We start from the raw sequence: 16,246 nt of genomic DNA, 5'->3' as shown, positions 1-16,246 counted from the left end.
GGCGGTCGGTTACTGGTCGGCCGCCGGCTTGCGGGCGGTCGTCTTACGGGGGGTCTTGGCCGGGGCCTCCTCGAGGAGGGTGTCCTCCGTCTCCGGCTCCGACGGCTCGGGTTCGGGGGTCGGCTCGGTCCCGGGGGTCTGGCCGTTGGCGTTCTCCCCTTCGTCCGGGTCGTTGTCCTCCGGGCCCGTCTCCGGGTCGGGGAGGTCGGGCAGTTCTCCGTTCTCCCACGCCTCCGGGGCCGTGATGAGGGCCGCCAGGTGGGGGGCTGGCTCCTCGCCCGGATGGAGGATGACGGTCCGGTGGCGTTCGGGGTCGCGGACGAAAACGACCGTGGCGAGCTTGGCCATGGCGGATCAGCTCCCCAGGACGGTGGCGGAGATGTGGATGTCCGGCACGTAGAGGACGGGCATACCGACCGCAGCGCCGCGGGTGTAGATCTGCACCGGGTTGTCGTCGACGTGCGAGACGACGACGATGCCGGGCGCCTCCTCGCGGGTGAGGGCCGGGTTGGTGCCGGAGGTGAACTTCGCGGCCTCGCGGGTTCGCCCGTACTGAGTCTGGCCCCACTCGGACGCGGGAACGTCCGGCACCATGATCCACTTGTTGTCGGGGAGGACGCGCTGGTAGACGTCGTCGTTCCAGACCTGGACGTCGTAGGTGACGATCGGCGGGAGGCCGTAGCGGGCGCGGACGACGTCGACCTCGTTCGGCGCCAGGGTGGCGGTGGGGGTGCCGCCAACGGTGCTGGAGCCGTAGTACGCCGCGCGGTACTCGGCGTTGGAGGCCAGGAGCGCGCGGGCCCGGCGGGAGGTGATGACCTCGCGGGGCGCGGGGGCGCCGGAGTCGGCGAGGTAGTCCATCCAGGCGCGCTCGTCGGACAGCGGGGTGGCGTTCGGATTGTCCCACAGGATCGCGGCGGTGGGCCGGTTGGCGGCGGGGACGTTCCAGTTCACGTCGAGGCCGAGGCCGGGCAGGGTGACGGTGCCGGTGGCCAGGAGCTGGCCGGCGAGCAGTTCCTGCGCGGTCTGGATGGACTCGACGTGCCGCTCGGCGTCGGAGTAGAGCAGGTCGATGTATTCCTGGGTGTCCTTGCCGTGGCCGACGTCGAGGAGGATCTGGTCCATCTCGGAGACGGCGAGGGTCTGGCCGAGGGCGGGCAACATGCCCTCGTTGACGACGCGCTCGGCCTGGCGCTTGGCCATCGCGGTCGGCGCGTCGTAGGCGCGGAACTTCGCGGCGTTGACGCGGCGCTTCGCGGACGTGGTGCGGAACTTGATCCCCTGGATGCGGGTCTCCGGCAGCACCTCGCGGGTGAGCCGGTACTTCGCGGGGGTGTCGATCTGGCGGGCGAAGACCGTGAGGTCGGTTTCGTTGGTGTCCCGCAGGAGGAGCTCGAGAGCTTCCATGGTGGTCTGCTCCTCTTACCGGTAGTGGATGGAGACGCCGGGCGCGGTGGACGCGACGTCGGTGGGGTCGAACGGGACGGGTACCTGGGCGGCGAAGATCTCGCCGTGCCAGAGCAGCGCGCCGGCGGCCTTGAGGGAGCCGGGGTTGAAGCTGATGCTGGAGACGAGGAAGCCGTGGAGGACCTCGGTGCCGTCGGACGCGGTCGCGGCGCCGCCGGCGGTGGTCGTGGTGACGGTGACGCCGGGGGTGGTGCCGCCGGTCAGGGAGGCGGTGGCGGTCATCTGGGCGACGTCCTCGCCCTGGTAGGGGCCGCCGTTGAACTTCACGGTGACGGGGCTGCCGGGGTGCGGGCCTCCGGCGACGGTGATGTCGCCCGGTGCGATGTTCGACAGCGCTTCGAGGGCGGTGCGGATCTGCGCTGCGGTCGCGTTGTACGGGATCGCAGCGGTGGTCTGGCCGGAGAGCGTCAGCGTGTAGGTGCCGCCGGTGGGGGCGCCGGTGACGGTGACGGTCTGAACCTCGTCGGTCGGGCCGGCGTACGGCGCGTACAGCCCGGAGGCGGTGACGCGGCCGAGGGGGATGCCGGACTTCATGACGTTGCGGCCCTGGAGCAGCGGGTTCGCCGAGACGGCGTAGTGGACGCCGGCGGTGAACTTGCTCAGGTCGAGGGTGATGGTGTTGGTGTCCTGCACCCCTACGAGCGAGGCGAGCCACGGCCGATCGGCAGTGACCTGGTCGCTGTAGGAGTAGGGCTGGAAGTCGTTCACGACTGCCTCTCCTCATGGAGCCTGTGTGTCGGCTGCACCTGTGGGGTGCGTCCACGAGGAGAGGGCGTGGTCCCTTGGGTTCCCAGCGCGGGCTGGGAGGTTTTCAGGCGGCGGTGCGGTGTCCGCGAAGGCGGGCCATCTCCAGGCCGCGGCTGCCGGGCTTTTCGCCGCCGCTCTGGCGGGCCGGCGGGCCTCCGGCGGGGGCACCGGCCGGGGCCGGGGGGAGCAGTGGAGTGGCGGGGGTCTGGGGGGTGCCGAACAGTTCAGGGCGGCGGGCCTTGAGCGCCTCGGCGGCCGCGGTGAGCGCGACGGCGTCGGTGTCGTCGGCGAGTCCGGCCTGGAGCAGGGCGAGGGCGTCGGTGAGGTCGTCGCCGGTGGCGCCGAGCCCGGCGAGCGCGGAGCGCCGGTCGGCGTCGCGCTGGGCCTTGGCGGCGGCGGCCTCGCGGGCAGCGAGTTCCTGCTCGCGCCGGTCGAGCTCGGCGGCGCGCTTCTGCTCCTCGGTGAGCGCGTCCTCGTGGGCCTTGCGGGCGGCCGTGATGAACGTCTGGGCGTCCTCGACGGTGCTGAAGCCGTTGTCGGCGGCGAACTTCTCCAGTGCCTTGCGGGCGCCGGAGCGCTCTCCCTGGGCCTTCTCCTTGGCGGCCAGGGCGCTGAGCTGGTCCTGGCTGATGACGAGTTCGTCGTCGGCCGCACTGGCGGCGGGGGTGGGCGGTGTGGCCGGGGGTGCGACGAAGGTGGCTGGCGGAGCAGCCGGGTTCGACGGGCTGCCGGGGGTCGGGGCGCCGCCGTCGTTGTAGAAGACGGCCAGTCCCTGGATGCCGGTGTACGGGTGGGACCAGGTGCCGCGCGGGGTGCGCGCGGAGTGCTGCGTGGGGCGACGCATGAGGGCACAACCTCCCATGGAGAAACTCGGCCCCGCGCCTTGATCCAAGGAGAGCACAGATCTCACGAGTTGTTCCCCCTGCTTCCCTGGGCCGGGTTCTCGTTGCTGTTGCTGGCCGTGGGGTCGGTGGCCGCCGCGGGGTCGGCGGTGGGCGGAAGCTGGGGGGCGGGCGGTGTGGGGTCGGGTTCGATGTCGAGTCCGAGGTAGTCGCCGACGGCCTTGGTGGAGCCGGTGGCGTCGGCAAGGTAGCGGGCTTCCTCGAAGCGGCGGGCCTGGATCTGGGCGATCTCGGTCTCGGCGTCGTCCATGTCCCATCCGGCTTTGGTGAGGGTGCGGATCGCGGTCTCCAGGGACATGACGCCGGCCTCGAAGGCGTTGACGACCTGGGTGAGGATGGCGGCCTTGTCGGTGGGGGTGAAGCTGCCGAAGGTGAGGCTGGCGGGCTGGATGGTGATCCCGGCCCAGTCGGCTGCCTGTCCGGCGAGGTGGAGGCGCTGGACGAACTTCAGCAGCAGGTTGTACTTGGAGGCGCGGGCCAGGCGCATCGCACCGATGAGGGAGGAGAGGGGGCCGAGGGAGATCTCCAGGGCGTAGCCGGAGGGGACCTCGGAGGGGTTCACGGTGCCGAGGGCGACGGCGGGGAGCCGGGCGATGGTCCCGGCGCGTTCGGTGAGCTCGGCCGTGCGGTTGCGGAGCTCGGCGAGCTGCGCGGAGGTGTCGAGGGTGTCCATGCGGCCGCCTTCGCCGAGCTCGACGACCATGCCGGGGGTGACGGACAGCTCGCTGCGCCGGCCGCTGGAGGGGCGGCCCGAGACGGAGATGATCGGCGAGCCGGTGGTGGCGGACGCCTTCGCCGAGTCGGTGTCGGTGGAGGCCAGCTCGTCGAAGATCTGAAGGATCTTGGCGAGGCTGGACGTGCCCCAGTGCTCCTGCGCTTCGGGGACGGTGTTGGGGACGTGGACCAGCGGAATGAAGTCGACCATGAGGTCGAGGCGGTCGAGGACCTCGCCGGTGGGGCCGGTGGCGTAGGCGGCCTTGTCCATCGGCAGGTTGTCGACGTCGTGGGTGCCCTTGAGGTCGTCGAGGTTCCAGGTGGCGTCGGTCAGGTAGCAGGTGGTGTAGGACGGGGCGTCGTTCCACGGGTACTGGCGGGCGATGAGCCCATCGGGGCCGGGGATGTCGCCGGGGCCGAGGGCCGGCTGCGCGGGTTCGGTGTCGGTGGGGTCGGTCATGACGGGGGCGCGGACCGGGCGGCCGGCGCGGTCGACGCCGGACGCGGTGGCCGGACGGATCCAGTCGAGCTCCAGGGTGATGCGGCGCAGTCGCGGCTTCAGGCCCTTGCGAGGGTCCTCGGGCAGGTCCCAGGCGAGGTGGACACGGTCGGGGTAGTCGGAGCCGTCGTCGTCCTCTCCGATGACCGGGTAGTAGAAGCCCGGGTCGTAGGCCTTGAGACGGACGCGCTGCTTGGCGGGGTCCCAGTGCAGGTAGTAGATGCCGTCGCCGAGGGTCACGGCCTTCCGCTCGGTCTGGAGCACGCGGAGCTCGAACTGCTCGGCCTCGGCCCAGGTGCGCAGGAGCTTTTGGACGCGCTCGGCCATGGCCTGGTCGGCATCCTCGCTGCCGCTGCTGGTGCCGGTCTGTTCGGCTCCGGGCACGGTGATGCTCTGCTCGCGGCCGAGGAGGTTGGCGAGGGCCGTCTCGACGTACATGGACGGGTCGCCGAACTCGCGGCGCTCGTCGGCGTCGGGGTTGGTGAACTGGGCGATCTCGGCGGCCTGGTTGTTGGCGTAGGCGGCCAGCAGTGTGTAGGCGGCGAGGCGGCGCTGGTCGCCCGGGGGTACCCAGGATGCGTTGGCCTGGGGGAAGGCGCGCCGGTTGGGCATGCCGCGGGCGTCCGAGTAGACGGGCTTGTAGTTCGCCCATCCCCAGGCGTCGATGATGAGCTGCTTGAGGCCCACGGGGCACACCCCTCCGGTATCGGGCCCCGCGCCTTGTGATCAGCGTACGGCTACGGCTTCGCGGTGTTCCCCCGGGCGCGGTCCAGTGCCTTGCCGTAGCGGCGGTACGCGTACTTGTGGCGCCAGTTCCAGCTTCGACGCAAGGCGTTCCAGCGGATTCGTGCGGTGTCCGTCCAGCTGTGGACGAGGCGCATCTCGGGCTCAAGGAGGCGGATCTGGTCCTGGTCGGGCCCGAAGGAGTTCCCGAAGACCGTGGCGTCGCTGACTTCGCGGTAAAGGGCAGTGCTCACGATGACGGTGTTGATGCGGGCGACCGAGCGGAAGGCCTCGCGCTCTGCCTCTGAGGTCTCGTCCATGCCGACGGGCGCCATGGGGAAGTGGCCGATGTCGTTCACGCCGACGTACCAGGTCCGGTAGCCGCCGGGGTTTCCGCCGTAGTGGGACTCGATGTAGGTGAAGCGGCGGGCGCCGATCCAGGACCAGAAGTTGCCGGGGTTCTGGAGGGTGGCGAGCCGGGTCCTGCCCAGCTTGACCCGGGTGCCGTTCACGAGCAGCCGTGGGCGGAACCGCCGGCTGGTGGTGGTGATGCCGTAGATCTGCACGGCGTTCTCGGTCGACCAGGTGACGAGGTAGCCGAAGCGCCCGAGCTTCCAGGTCCGCTTGGTCAGTTCGACCGCGAGGTCCTTTTCGGGGACGGGGGTCTCGCCCTGGTACTGGTGGACGGTGAGGGAGTTCACCCACGCCGGCTCCCCGAAGAGCTCCTCCACGTAGTCGGGGCTGACCCACGGGGCGACCTTGCGGATCCGGGATATGACGTGGTGCCGGCGTCCGAAGGACGCGCGCCAGGCGGCGGTCACGGTCTTCGTCAGGGTGATGGTCGCGACGAGGGTGGCGGCAAGGGACCACACGTTCAGGGTGGTGCTGTACCAGGGCTCTTGTGCGAGGGGCATGGCGGAATCATGCAGGACAAGGGGTCGGGTCGGTATGGCTTTTGACCACCCATTCAGACCGGAAGCATATGCCGGAGTCATCACGGGGAACGCGTGAGCCGAAAAGAGAGGATTCCCAGGACAGGAGAGAGGTCGAGTGACTACCGTCGCCCATGAAGCGATGACGACGTGTCACGCCCACAGTTCCTTCCCCGGTCGGGCAACCGAATGGCGACCAGATGAAGGGAAGGTGGAGCGCCTGATGCCGGCCGACGGACCTCCGTGGTGGAGGAGGGTCTACGACTGGGTTCGGAGGAACCTGGACAGGATCCTGCTTCTCGGCTCAACCCTCGTCAACGCAGGCCAGTTGGCCGCTGTCCTGCTGGGGAAGAGCTCCGGATCCTGACCAGGTCCACCCACCGGGGCGCTCCTACGGGAGCGCCCCTCCTATGTGTGGACCCTACGGTCGAACTGTCGACCGAATCCACCCCAGTGCACCACTGAGTGCGCTGGCTTGTGACGCCAATCTACCCCTTCACCTTTGACATCGGACGGCCGAATCCAAAGTTCGAGGGGATTGCTCGCTCGGCGAATTCGTCCGCCGACAGCACATACGGATTTTGGTAGGTGGGTGAATTCGCGCGGAGCAATCACTTGATTCAGCAACTGCCTGCGAGTGTTTCCGCTGGTCAGCGGCCTACGAGTAGTCAGGCGGCGTGCCAGGTGCCGCGGAGGGCGGCGGTGGTGAAGCCGGGGCCGTAGGCGATGACGATGCCGGGGGTGCCGGTCTCGGGCGGGTCGGTGTGGGTGCGTTCGAGGACGCGGAGGGTGGAGACGCCGCCGAGGTTGCCTTCGTGGGCGAGGGTGGCGGTGGAGTGGCGGGTGTCGTGGTCGTCGAGCCCGAAGGCACGGGCGGTGTCCGTGATGATGCGGGGGCTGCCGGGGTGGATGGCGGCCCAGTCGACGGCGCGGTGGGGGCCGATCCAGTCGAGGACGGTGGGGAGCGCTTCGTCGGCGGCGCTCAAGGCTTCCTTGGTCGAGTCGAAGTGGAAGCCGTCGGAGCCGATCCGGCCGTTGTAGCGGCTGAGGCTGTCGGGCAGTACGTACTCGAGGGTGTCGTCGGGGCCGGCGACGTGGAAGGCGGGGCCGCCGAGGGGCTCGCTGGAGACGATGCAGGCGGCGGCGCTGTCACCGAACAGCGCCTTGTAGATCATCGCCTCGATCGAGGTGTCGGCGTGGTTGTAGACGCTGGAGATGACCTCGGCGGCGACGACGAGGACCTTGCTGCCGGGGCGGGCGGTGACGTAGTCGACGGCGCGGATGAGGGCCTGGGTGCCGCCGGCGCAGGCCATGGTCGTCAGGGCGATGCGGGAGATGGTGGGTCTCAGGCCGAGGGGGCCTATGAGGTGGATGTCGAGGTTGGGGACGGACCATCCGGTGGAGTGGGTGGTGATGATCGCGTCGATGTCGGCGTAGGAGCCGGGGGCGGGGCCGGGCGCGAGGCCGTAGGCGGTGAGGGCGCGCTTGGCGGAGCGGGTGGCCATGTCGAGGGCGTCGGCGAAGGCGGTGTTGGAGCGCTCCTCGATGGCGGCGCTGCCGGAGACGGTCGGCGCCGTGAGCGGCTGGGTGAAGTGGCGGCTCTCGATGCCGAGGTTGTTGATGGCGCGGGGGATGACGCGCAGCCGCGGGTGGTCGGGGTGGCGGCTGACGATGTCGTCGATGATCTCGGTGGTGGTGACCTTGTGGGCGGGCAGGGTGGTGAAGGGGCGGGAGATGTAGGGCACGCGTGTCCTCCGGCGCATGGGTGGTCGGCGTGGGGGGTCCGGACAACGTACGACACATCCGGTCCGTTTGGTCCCCCTGACCTGCGGTTCAGTCAGTCCGACGGGAACGGAGCATCGGCAGCCTGGTGTGCGCCTTCTTCTCCCCGGGGTGGTAGATCAGGATGATCAGCCGGGCGCCGGGCGCGGTCAGCGGCATGGCGGCGCACATGGTGACGTGGCCGGGGCCGTGCAGGGCGTGGTGGATGGGGCGTTCGTCGCCGTCGGGGTGAATGTGGGCACCGCCGGCCTCCCAGATGGGAGCGAGGTCGGGGTCGTCGGCGACGTCACGGGCGATCTGCTGAAGCGTTTCATCGTCGGGCCGTACGGCGAGCGCGGCACGCAACTGCGGCAGGACGAGCGGGGCCCACACGGTCTTCCATTCGAGGAGCATGTTGCGGGCGTCGTCGTCGAGGAGCATCCAGCGCATGGTGTTGGAGGGGACGCGGCCGCCGGGGAAGAGTTCAGCCCACTGCTCGTTGTAGGCGAGGAGGTCCCAGGAGGCGTCGGTGACGTAGGCCATGTGGGAGATGCCGTCGACGGCTTCCTGCCAGACGCCGGGGATGACGAGACCGGTCTCGGGGTTGAGAGGGAAGGGCGGGTCACCGATGCCGGCGTAGCGGCACAAGCTCCCCCACTCCTGCTCGTTCAGGCCGAAAAGCCTGCCGACCTGCTCGAGGTAGTCGATCGGTGGGCTGGGGTACTGGCCGGATTCGAGCCGGTAGTAGGTGTTCGGCTTGCGGCCAGTCAGTTCGTCGACCTGCTGCTGGGACAGGCCGGCAGCGCGCCGCCCAGGGCCGCTCGGACGTGTCAGGCCATGGTCGGCGGGCTCAATCAGGTCCCTCCGCTCACGGAGCAGTCCTTTGAGCGCCTTCTTGTTCATCTTCATCGCCGCTTTCCCCCCGTGCACCGTACACGCTCTCCGTGAGACAAATTAATAGCACTCTGTTTCTTAATAAAGATTGGGTGTGGAAACACCCCTGTTGAACGGTCAAGCTGTCCAGCGTGGACGCGCTGACCTGCCGGGAAGCGGGCGGAGCGGCCACAGTGCAACACCACAGGGCGCTCCCGCGAGCGACGGGCAGGGAATCCGTCAAATCCTCGTGTGGAATGCTCTGTTGCCCTCGTCGGGGCTCCGGCAGGGGCGTTGCCGGACGGTGCTGTATTCCGTGCGATGGTGCGGATTTCGCAGCTCGGCACCGTTCCGGTTCGCCACTCGCCGGGGCTTTGAGGGCTCCTGTGACTGCGGTCGGCGTCGACAATCGCCCCGATGTCGCGTCCTCGACGCTGGCCGTGCTACGGGTCAGGCGGTGCTTCCCCCGGTGCCGCTTGGCCGACCCCCGGGCCCCGGGCAGCCACCTCCACCCGCTGCCCGGGGCCTGCCCCTATCCGCCTGCGGGATCGGTGGCCGGCTGCTCGCCGACGAGTGCGGCCGCGAGGGCCTGGGCGTATGGATCGGCGTACGGGTCCTCACCGCGCTCGGCGGCCTGCCGGCGCCACTCCCCCACCAGGGCCCACGCCCGGTCCTTCGCCGCGCGCGCCACATGCTCCTGCCGGACCGGAGCCAGGCCCATCACGTCGACCGCGTCCCAGAACGCCTCAGCGGCCACGTCCGGGGTGTAGCCGGGCCCGTACGTCATCTCGCCGGTGGCAAGGTTCAGGGTGACCAACGGCTGTCCGCCTGGCCCGTGGATGGCGAGCGTGGGCTCCAGGGGCAGCGTCAGCATGGGGAAGCCCCCGACCATCAGCGGGCCTCCCGCCTGCAGACTGCGGCTGCTCTCGTTCGCCTGGGCCGGCTCGTCGTCGACGAGCTCGTGCTCGTCCCGGGGGAAGCCGCAGGTGTTGACGCCGTAGAACCGGGCGTTGCAGGGGCCGGGTCCTTCGTAGGTGTGGTGGGTGATCAGCCGGTGCTTCCCCTCCTGGCGGCGGACCGCGGCCAGGACCTGGATGGCGAGCGTCTCCGCCCACCCGCCCGGGACCATCGGCTGTCCGGCCGGCCAGGTCAGCTTCTGGACCTGCTGGAGGACGGCGGCGTACCGGGAGTCTCGTCGGGCGTCAGCTCGGGCGGAGGGGTTGAAGTCGCTGAGGGCGGCGTCGGCCACAGGGTCTCCTGGTCGTAGTACGGGCAGACCCAGTTGAGGGCGATGGTGGTCTGTCCGTCGAGCGGGTCGGGTGTGGGGGCGGCGAGCTGCTGCTCCAGAGCGCTGAGGCGGGCGCGGGTCTCAGGAGTCGTCACTGGCGCCCGCCTCGATCTGCTGGGCAACCTTCACGGCGTTGGCGACCCACCAGCGCAGGTGCCCGGTCCGGATGACCTGGTCGGTGGGAATGTCGTGCTGGAGTCCGAGGTCCCACAGGGCTTGGTCGCCGTTGCAGTCGATGTCGTTGTGGACGTGGCCTTCGTCGGTGTTCTCGCAGTTGACGCCGACGAGGACGGCGTACAGCCACGCGTCGGTCTTGTCCGCAGTCCAGTCCCGGGAGTCGAGCGTGATGCGCTGCCGGAGGGCTTCGAGGGACGTCTTGGCGCCGAGGAGCGCGGGGACGGCGAGGCTGTAGCCGAGCATCGCGGCACGGGCGACCTCGCGGGCTTCCTGGCTGTCGGTCTCGGCGTCCCACAGCCGGTCGTACAGCTCGGCGAGGGACTGCTCGGTGTGCTCGGCGAGCGGAGTGCGGTGCTCAGGGTCGGTGACCGGCGGCGCGGGCGGGAGGTCGCCGAGTTCGGTGAGGAGGTGCTCCTCCCACAGGGGTGCGACGAGCCCGTACCAACGCTGGGAAGGGGCTGCCCAGCCGCAGGGGCACGCGGCGGTCCACCGGCCGGACACCGTCTGTACTCGGCGGGCGTGGTGCGCGATGACGAGCTCGGCGTGGTCGGGGCAGACGTACCGGCCGTTGCGGGGGACGACGCTGCCGTTGCCGAGCTGACGCCATCCGTCGCCGGACCAAGACGGCTGGGCGGGCGGGTCACCGGCCATGCGGGCCATGGCGTCGAACTCGCGGAGGCAGCCGGGGATGAGGCAGTGCCGGAGCTGGGGCGCGTTGCGGTGGGCGTCGAGCTCGGCGTAGAGGGTCTCGAGCTGGTTCTCGGTGAGGTCGGCGAGGGGGGTGCGCGTCTCACGGTTCATGAGGCGGCTCCGGCCGGGAGGGTGGGGGTGGGCTCCCAGAACTGCACCTGGACGTCGTGAAGGACGTTCTCGGGCGGGGTCCACAGGCCGAGCGCTCCGGCAGTCGGCACGGGCCGGGGCAGAGGCCGGCAGTCGCGAAGAGTCCAGTGCCAGTGGTCATCCATGCCCCACGGCGTGCAGCAGTCGTCACTGGCCTTGTGGCAGGAGTCGAGGACTGCGGTTCCGATGATGGCGCTGCGGGCATCGGGCCACGTCTCGTGGGTGAAGTCGGAGGCGACGGCACCGGAGGCGTGAAGGTCCTTCGCGGCGTGGATCAGGATCGTGGTGCCGAGGTGGGCGGCAGGGATGGGCCGGGAGCGGTTCTCGGTGCGCTTCGTCCCCCAGACGATGGCGTCGGCGTATGGCTGCCGGATAGTCAGGGCGCGCATCACGTGCCTCCCTCGTCGGTGGCGTGCTTCCGGTAGGCGATCAGGGCCGAGGCCAGGGCGGACTGGTGGATGTCGGAGAACATGACGGCGGCGTGCTCGCCGAAGGCGTTCTGGGCGTCCTGGAGGGTGACCATGTAGGCGCCCCAGGCGGCTTCGAAGGAGTCGTTCTCTCGCTCGTCCTGGATGGCCGCGCGGTGCTCGGGGGTTAGCAGGGCTCGGCAGCCGGCGCAGGGGACGCCGTTGGGGTGGCCGGGGCTGCGGCAGGGGCGGGTGCCGTCGGGCTGGAGGTCGTGCTGCTCGACGGGATGGCTGCACGCCCAGCAGTGAGTCGGCGGCTGTTCGGTCACGGGGTGGGCTCCTCGGTGTCGGTGGTGCTGCGGAAGCGGAGGGCGGGGGCGCGTTCCGGGGGCCTCGGGTCGTTGCGGCGGCGCCAGATGTCGTACGAGACGCGGGGGCGGACGAGGACGTGGGCCGCGATGGTGAGCACGGCCTGGGGCTTCGATTCGGTCCAGGCGCCCATGAAGGTGAAACGGCGCCAGACCCAGGTGTCGAGCAGGTCCCAGGGGCGGACGCGGCCGAGGACGTAGCCGGCGGCCAGGGAGGTGACCGCGATGGCGGTGGTCAGCAAGGCCATTCCTCCCGGCGGGGTTCCCACTTCGGGCAGTGGGTGGCGGGCCGGTGCCCGGGGATGTCGTTCCCGGCGCCGCAGGACTCGGGGTAGACGTTGCAGCCACAGGAGCGGCCGGGGATGCATTGGTCGCCGTCGCCGGCGGGTTCGTAGTGGGTGCAGGTCTTGCAGGTGCGGACGGCGGGGTTCTTCCAGCAGCGGCCGATGTGCGCGATGGCGGCGGTCTTCTTGCTGCGGGTGGCCCGGCAGTGGGGGCACTGATAGCGGGTGACCTGAATGGTGAGGGGTTCCTCGGCGGGGATCACCGGGGCGGGGGCCGACATGTCGGGCGTCGGCGGCCTGCTGAAGGGGGCAAGGCCAAGGTCGGCCGTCACTGCTGGACCTCCTGGGTGGGGATGCGGTCGAGGAGGCCGGTGGCGGCGTTCAGGGCGGCGTCGGCGACGGTGCGGCAGTCCTCGGCGGGGCGCCAGCAGTTGAGGGCGTTGAGGGCCGTGCTGACGGCGTTGGCGGCGAGGGCGCGCTGCTGTTCGGTGAGCTGGTCCCAGATGGCTTCGGTGGCGCCGTTGTGGCCGTGGATGGCGAGGGCGTCGTCGAGGGAGTTCCAGTGGACGGTGGAGGGGCGGGGGCCGCGCCAACGGATGGTGACGGTGCCGTCGGGCCACTGGATGCCGTCGGCGATGTGGCCGAGGCCGGAGACGCCGGAGATGTCGGTGTGGCGCTGGAGTCGGAAGACGCGGGGTGCGGGGGTGGTGTCGGCCATGGGGGCCTCCGGGGGGGGAAGGGGAGGTGGGTCTAGGGTCGCGCGGTTCGGCGCGGTTGGTGCCCCTGCTCGGGGGCCTCCCACCCTACCCCCCTATCTATTGCGTACGCAATAGATAGGGGGGTAGGGGTTCACCCGAACGAGACAGTCCCGATGTGACCTGCGTCCTAGGACGAGTAGGCTCGCGCGAATGGAGGGAGCGCGGCGACCCAAAGGCCCCGCAGCGCAACGCCTTCCCACTCCTACGCTGCCGCCATGACAGAGAACATGCAGGTCGTAAGGCTGCGCCTGAGCTACTTCGACGACTTCACCACCGTGGCCGGCCTCCTGCGGGACTCCGGCGCCCGCCGCACCGACTCACGCGAGTTCGTCCTCGACCGGCCGATGACACCGGCTCAAGTCGTCGCCCTGTTCCAGCTCATGGAACACAGCCGTCAGGACCACGGCTTCCTGACCGTGGTCACGCCACGACTGCCCAACGGGGCGTACTGGGAGAGGCACCACGAGCTGGACGCGTGGTGGGGAACCGTGAACAAGAAGCCGTGGCTGGCGGAATCGGCGCCTGAGGACAACCCCGTGGGCTGATTTCCTGCTGGGCGACGAGGCGCCCGCCCGGTGCAACGTGCGAGGCTTCCCGGGCGGGCTCTGTTCTCATCGTGCGCCCGGTCGCCGTCTGCCGCGCGCTCGGGAGACCGTTTCTGCGGTGAATCTCCTCCCCCGGACGGCTGACGCCGGTGCGCGGAACCGTGCGCCGCGGGACGGCGTGCCGCTATCTGTCGTCCGTGATCAAGAAGTTCCTGCGCGCTGCCGCGCTCTCTCTCGTCCTGTCCCCGCTCACCCTCCCGTCCGCGGCCACTGCTGCCACGCCATCGGCCCCCGCGGCCGCGGAAGTGCTGACCCTCGCCGACGCCGTCAAGCAGATCCCCGTGGCCGACGAGTCCAGGGACGGCTACACCCGTGACAAGTTCAGGCACTGGAACGCCGGCCTGGATCCGGCTGACGGCTGCAACACGCGGGCCGAGGTGCTCCTGTCGGAGGCGGTCGTGGCGCCGGAGGTGGCGGCCGGCTGCAAGCTGTCCGGGGGCCTGTGGGTGTCGTACTACGACGGCCAGGAGGTCAACGACCCGGCCAAGCTCGACATCGACCACATGGTCCCGCTCGCCGAGGCCTGGGATTCGGGCGCCAGTTCGTGGACGCCGGCGCGGCGGGAGGCGTACGCCAACGACCAGGGCGCGGCCGCCTCACTCGTCGCGGTCACCGCGCGGACGAACCGGTCGAAGGCCGATCAGGATCCGGCGCAGTGGATGCCGCCGCTGCCCGACGCGCACTGTCGGTACGTCGGTGAGTGGACCGCGACGAAGCTCCGCTGGGGCCTGGCCGCGGACCGGGACGAGGTACAGGCGCTCGTGGTGTACGCGGATGCCTGCGAGTCGACCGTCGTGCACTACACGCCCGCGCCGTAGCCGCAGGGCCCGGAAACGCGCGGTGCCCTCACACAGGGGAGTGAGGGCACCGGACAGGCACACCAGCTTGACCAGTCGACAGGCCCATCCACGGCTCACCGTAGCGGTGTGGCGACCTCCTCGGGGAACTCGTTCACGCCCTGGAGGTACCGCTCAAACGCCAGAGCGATCGGGGAGTCGGACGTCGGTCAGTCGACCTCGACGTAGGTGACGATGAGGATGCTGCCGAGCGCGGTCGCATAGAAGATCACGCGGATGCCGTCGTGCTGGTAGTCGCGCAGGGCCGACGCGGTCGCGTGCTGTTTGACGGCGCCGGGGTCGGCCGCGATCACGTTCAGGGTGTCGTCCAAGGCCGCGGTCTGGCTCGCGGAGAGCAGGCGGACCTGGGTCTCGGCAGGCTCGATGAAGACGATGCGGGGCCGGCGGCCGCGGTGGTGCTTAGGCAACGTCGCTGGCCTCGTCCCGCTCGGGCAGACCCTTCTCCGCGCGGATGTCGTCCCAGTCCCGGCACCGGTCCAGGTCGATGCCCTCGGCCGCGAGGTTCTCAAGGACGTACGCGAGCGCCGGGTTCCCGGGGAACTCGGCACGGGCTGCGTCGCGGAGCTCGCGCTGCTCAGCCTCGTTGAAGGTCAGGTTCGCCACGACGGGCCCCCTCGTTGGTCGGGTACGCCCCTGAGGCTAGCGCAGCGCCAGGAGCACGGGGTCTGATCTGTCTGAACCTGTCATGAGCCCCCTGGCCGTACGGCTGAGACCGGGGCACTCTCCGGCTCCCCTGCATCTGACTGCTTCTGCTCTGAGTAGTGCCGCCACACGAACCACTTCTCCTTGGCCTTCCGCCATAGCTGCCACCAGGCAGCGCCATAGGCTAGATCCCTGCGGACGGAGTCAATGAAGAGGGCCTTCTTCTTCAGGTAGAGGGCCCCGGCCTTGCTGAATGCTTCTGGCTCCAGGTCAACGTTGGGAAACGACTGAGCCGCAGCTTCGGCCTGGTCAATCACGTAGTCCGGGGCACATACCCGGATCCCGTCCAGAGCAGCAAGCACTTCGTTCCCGGCATGCCTCGTATCGGGAAGAACCTCTTGAATGTGGGGTTCTGCCGCCTCCCCGCCCTCGTGATGCATCCTGTTGATCGTTCCCACCAGCACCACAAAGTGCGCGGCAGCATCGAGGAACCGTCGGTAGGCCTGCGCTCGGTCTTCGGCGCTACCTACTCGCACAACTCCGATGGGCCGGTACCGACCGACCGCCGCACTGATCGCGCTGCCAGCCGCGCGAGTTGCGCCTGGCACCAAAGGGGATATGTCCATGCTGCGTTATAGCAGGGCCACGACAAGGCTGGCCGCGCTGCCGGTCGTCCGTGGCAGGATCCGCCGTATGAGTGAGTGGGTGAGCGCCCTGATCGGCGCAGGGGCGGCCGTTGTCGGCGGCATCGCTACAGGCTGGTTCACGAGGAACGCCGGTCACAAACAAGCCGCGGCGGCCGAGCACGCGGGTAATCGGCAGGCCGACGCGGTGATATCGACTGTGCAGGACACTCTCAACGAGCAGCGGCGGGTCCGGGCAGAGGAACAGCGCCGGCAAACCTACGCCCAGGTACTCGTCGCTGGATCCGCGTACCAGCTGAACCGGCGAGAAACCGCTGCGATGGAGCAGGCAGTCGCGCTGGTTGAGCTGGAAGGGCCGCTTGAAGTTGCGGAGGCCGCGATCCGCTACAGGAACTCCATCTTTGAAGGACACGAGGACCCCAACGCGCCCTCCTCCCTCGAGAACTTCTCCAACGCCCATGCTGCGTTCATCCGGGCTGCCCAGGACGCCATCAGGAACGCGTAGAGCACGCGTACGTGGGGGTGGTGGTCTCGACAAGCAAGGGCCGAGACCACCACCCCCACGCTGTTGCCCGGCTCAGCTCGCCAAGTGGTCGAGGATGCGCGGGCCGAGGTCGGTGACGTCGCCGGCACCCATGGTGAGGACGAAGTCGCTCGGCTTGACCATTCCCGCGATGACCTCGGGGACGGTCTCCTTGTCGTGGACGGCCGTCACCGCGGCACCGGCCCGCTCGGCGGCGGCGATGATCAGCTCGCTG

The 16,246-nt window shown here is 69.9% G+C and carries 21 protein-coding genes and 1 pseudogene; 3 read left to right on the top strand and 19 right to left on the bottom strand.

The genetic code is table 11. The annotated features are described in order from the left end of the window. Positions 1-9: 9 nt before the first annotated feature. From ACH4TP_RS37710 to ACH4TP_RS37640, 15 genes are all read right to left on the bottom strand, one after another. Complete coding sequence (locus ACH4TP_RS37710) at positions 10-348, bottom strand: hypothetical protein (RefSeq protein WP_398440390.1); 339 nt, start codon at positions 346-348, stop codon at positions 10-12. A gap of 6 nt (positions 349-354) precedes the next feature. Then, the gene (locus ACH4TP_RS37705; RefSeq protein WP_398440389.1) at positions 355-1,407 is read right to left on the bottom strand and encodes a major capsid protein; all 1,053 of its coding nucleotides are present in this window, start codon (positions 1,405-1,407) and stop codon (positions 355-357) included. A gap of 15 nt (positions 1,408-1,422) precedes the next feature. Next, positions 1,423-2,175 carry a hypothetical protein gene (locus tag ACH4TP_RS37700; RefSeq protein ID WP_398440388.1) on the bottom strand — a complete coding sequence of 251 codons (753 nt, stop codon included), beginning with the start codon at positions 2,173-2,175 and terminating at the stop codon, positions 1,423-1,425. Between the two features lie 103 nt (positions 2,176-2,278). Continuing rightward, positions 2,279-3,058: a hypothetical protein gene (locus ACH4TP_RS37695; protein ID WP_398440387.1), complete on the bottom strand. Its 780-nt coding sequence runs from the start codon at positions 3,056-3,058 to the stop codon at positions 2,279-2,281. Between the two features lie 62 nt (positions 3,059-3,120). After that, positions 3,121-5,016: a hypothetical protein gene (locus ACH4TP_RS37690; RefSeq protein WP_398440386.1), complete on the bottom strand. Its 1,896-nt coding sequence runs from the start codon at positions 5,014-5,016 to the stop codon at positions 3,121-3,123. Positions 5,017-5,066: 50 nt separating this feature from the next. Then, entirely contained in the window at positions 5,067-5,966 is a 900-nt protein-coding gene (locus tag ACH4TP_RS37685; protein ID WP_398440385.1) for an ETEC_3214 domain-containing protein, read from the bottom strand. 686 nt (positions 5,967-6,652) lie between these two features. Further along, positions 6,653-7,729, bottom strand: coding sequence for a PhlD (locus ACH4TP_RS37680; RefSeq protein WP_398440384.1), 1,077 nt, complete (start codon positions 7,727-7,729; stop codon positions 6,653-6,655). 88 nt (positions 7,730-7,817) lie between these two features. Beyond that, the gene (locus ACH4TP_RS37675) at positions 7,818-8,654 is read right to left on the bottom strand and encodes a helix-turn-helix transcriptional regulator (protein ID WP_398440383.1); all 837 of its coding nucleotides are present in this window, start codon (positions 8,652-8,654) and stop codon (positions 7,818-7,820) included. 496 nt (positions 8,655-9,150) lie between these two features. Then, positions 9,151-9,867 carry a hypothetical protein gene (locus ACH4TP_RS37670; protein WP_398440382.1) on the bottom strand — a complete coding sequence of 239 codons (717 nt, stop codon included), beginning with the start codon at positions 9,865-9,867 and terminating at the stop codon, positions 9,151-9,153. Between the two features lie 120 nt (positions 9,868-9,987). After that, on the bottom strand, positions 9,988-10,884 hold the full coding sequence (locus ACH4TP_RS37665; protein WP_398440381.1) for a hypothetical protein: 897 nt from the start codon (positions 10,882-10,884) through the stop codon (positions 9,988-9,990). Continuing rightward, positions 10,881-11,312: a hypothetical protein gene (locus ACH4TP_RS37660; protein ID WP_398440380.1), complete on the bottom strand. Its 432-nt coding sequence runs from the start codon at positions 11,310-11,312 to the stop codon at positions 10,881-10,883. Before ACH4TP_RS37660 ends, ACH4TP_RS37665 begins: the two co-directional genes overlap by 4 nt. Beyond that, a complete protein-coding gene (locus tag ACH4TP_RS37655) occupies positions 11,312-11,659 on the bottom strand; it encodes a hypothetical protein (protein WP_398440379.1) in 348 nt (115 codons plus the stop codon). The genes ACH4TP_RS37660 and ACH4TP_RS37655 overlap by 1 nt, the downstream gene beginning before the upstream one ends. Continuing rightward, positions 11,656-11,940, bottom strand: a complete 285-nt coding sequence (locus tag ACH4TP_RS37650) for a hypothetical protein (protein ID WP_398440378.1) — start codon at positions 11,938-11,940, stop codon at positions 11,656-11,658. Before ACH4TP_RS37650 ends, ACH4TP_RS37655 begins: the two co-directional genes overlap by 4 nt. Then, entirely contained in the window at positions 11,934-12,314 is a 381-nt protein-coding gene (locus ACH4TP_RS37645; RefSeq protein ID WP_398440377.1) for a hypothetical protein, read from the bottom strand. The genes ACH4TP_RS37650 and ACH4TP_RS37645 overlap by 7 nt, the downstream gene beginning before the upstream one ends. Beyond that, complete coding sequence (locus tag ACH4TP_RS37640; protein WP_398440376.1) at positions 12,311-12,700, bottom strand: hypothetical protein; 390 nt, start codon at positions 12,698-12,700, stop codon at positions 12,311-12,313. Before ACH4TP_RS37640 ends, ACH4TP_RS37645 begins: the two co-directional genes overlap by 4 nt. A 255-nt stretch (positions 12,701-12,955) precedes the next feature. Here ACH4TP_RS37640 and ACH4TP_RS37635 point away from each other — a divergent pair, with 255 nt between their 5' ends. Both ACH4TP_RS37635 and ACH4TP_RS37630 read left to right on the top strand, forming a co-directional pair. Then, positions 12,956-13,285 carry a hypothetical protein gene (locus ACH4TP_RS37635; RefSeq protein ID WP_398440375.1) on the top strand — a complete coding sequence of 110 codons (330 nt, stop codon included), beginning with the start codon at positions 12,956-12,958 and terminating at the stop codon, positions 13,283-13,285. A 197-nt stretch (positions 13,286-13,482) separates the two neighbouring features. Then, complete coding sequence (locus tag ACH4TP_RS37630; RefSeq protein WP_398440374.1) at positions 13,483-14,163, top strand: HNH endonuclease family protein; 681 nt, start codon at positions 13,483-13,485, stop codon at positions 14,161-14,163. Positions 14,164-14,351: 188 nt separating this feature from the next. Here the strand turns inward: ACH4TP_RS37630 and ACH4TP_RS37625 are convergent, their stop codons facing one another. The 3 genes from ACH4TP_RS37625 to ACH4TP_RS37615 form a co-directional block, all read right to left on the bottom strand. Continuing rightward, positions 14,352-14,609, bottom strand: a complete 258-nt coding sequence (locus ACH4TP_RS37625) for a hypothetical protein (protein ID WP_398440373.1) — start codon at positions 14,607-14,609, stop codon at positions 14,352-14,354. Beyond that, positions 14,602-14,805 carry a hypothetical protein gene (locus ACH4TP_RS37620; RefSeq protein ID WP_398440372.1) on the bottom strand — a complete coding sequence of 68 codons (204 nt, stop codon included), beginning with the start codon at positions 14,803-14,805 and terminating at the stop codon, positions 14,602-14,604. The genes ACH4TP_RS37625 and ACH4TP_RS37620 overlap by 8 nt, the downstream gene beginning before the upstream one ends. Before the next feature lie 80 nt (positions 14,806-14,885). Then, positions 14,886-15,302, bottom strand: coding sequence for a hypothetical protein (locus ACH4TP_RS37615; protein ID WP_398440371.1), 417 nt, complete (start codon positions 15,300-15,302; stop codon positions 14,886-14,888). A gap of 247 nt (positions 15,303-15,549) precedes the next feature. Between ACH4TP_RS37615 and ACH4TP_RS37610 the strand changes: the two genes are divergently transcribed. Beyond that, positions 15,550-15,993: a hypothetical protein gene (locus ACH4TP_RS37610; protein WP_398440370.1), complete on the top strand. Its 444-nt coding sequence runs from the start codon at positions 15,550-15,552 to the stop codon at positions 15,991-15,993. Between the two features lie 72 nt (positions 15,994-16,065). On the opposite strand, the pseudogene ACH4TP_RS37605 reads toward ACH4TP_RS37610, so the two are convergent. Beyond that, a pseudogene (locus tag ACH4TP_RS37605) lies at positions 16,066-16,246 on the bottom strand (UDP-N-acetylmuramate--L-alanine ligase); the annotation flags it as partial.

This window comes from Streptomyces sp. NPDC021012 (assembly GCF_044333355.1).
GTDB lineage: Bacteria > Actinomycetota > Actinomycetes > Streptomycetales > Streptomycetaceae > Streptomyces.
The sequence above is the reverse complement of the archived record's forward strand: the minus strand, read 5'-3'. Positions and strand labels throughout refer to the sequence as shown.

Excerpts from the sequence above, each read along its gene's own strand:
- ACH4TP_RS37695 (WP_398440387.1), bottom strand. The coding sequence starts at position 3,058 with ATGCGTCGCCCCACGCAGCACTCCGCGCGCACCCCGCGCGGCACCTGG.
- ACH4TP_RS37675 (WP_398440383.1), bottom strand. The coding sequence starts at position 8,654 with ATGAAGATGAACAAGAAGGCGCTCAAAGGACTGCTCCGTGAGCGGAGG.
- ACH4TP_RS37635 (WP_398440375.1), top strand. The coding sequence starts at position 12,956 with ATGACAGAGAACATGCAGGTCGTAAGGCTGCGCCTGAGCTACTTCGAC.
- ACH4TP_RS37685 (WP_398440385.1), bottom strand. The coding sequence starts at position 5,966 with ATGCCCCTCGCACAAGAGCCCTGGTACAGCACCACCCTGAACGTGTGG.
- ACH4TP_RS37665 (WP_398440381.1), bottom strand. The coding sequence starts at position 10,884 with ATGAACCGTGAGACGCGCACCCCCCTCGCCGACCTCACCGAGAACCAG.
- ACH4TP_RS37660 (WP_398440380.1), bottom strand. The coding sequence starts at position 11,312 with ATGCGCGCCCTGACTATCCGGCAGCCATACGCCGACGCCATCGTCTGG.
- ACH4TP_RS37640 (WP_398440376.1), bottom strand. The coding sequence starts at position 12,700 with ATGGCCGACACCACCCCCGCACCCCGCGTCTTCCGACTCCAGCGCCAC.
- ACH4TP_RS37710 (WP_398440390.1), bottom strand. The coding sequence starts at position 348 with ATGGCCAAGCTCGCCACGGTCGTTTTCGTCCGCGACCCCGAACGCCAC.
- ACH4TP_RS37705 (WP_398440389.1), bottom strand. The coding sequence starts at position 1,407 with ATGGAAGCTCTCGAGCTCCTCCTGCGGGACACCAACGAAACCGACCTC.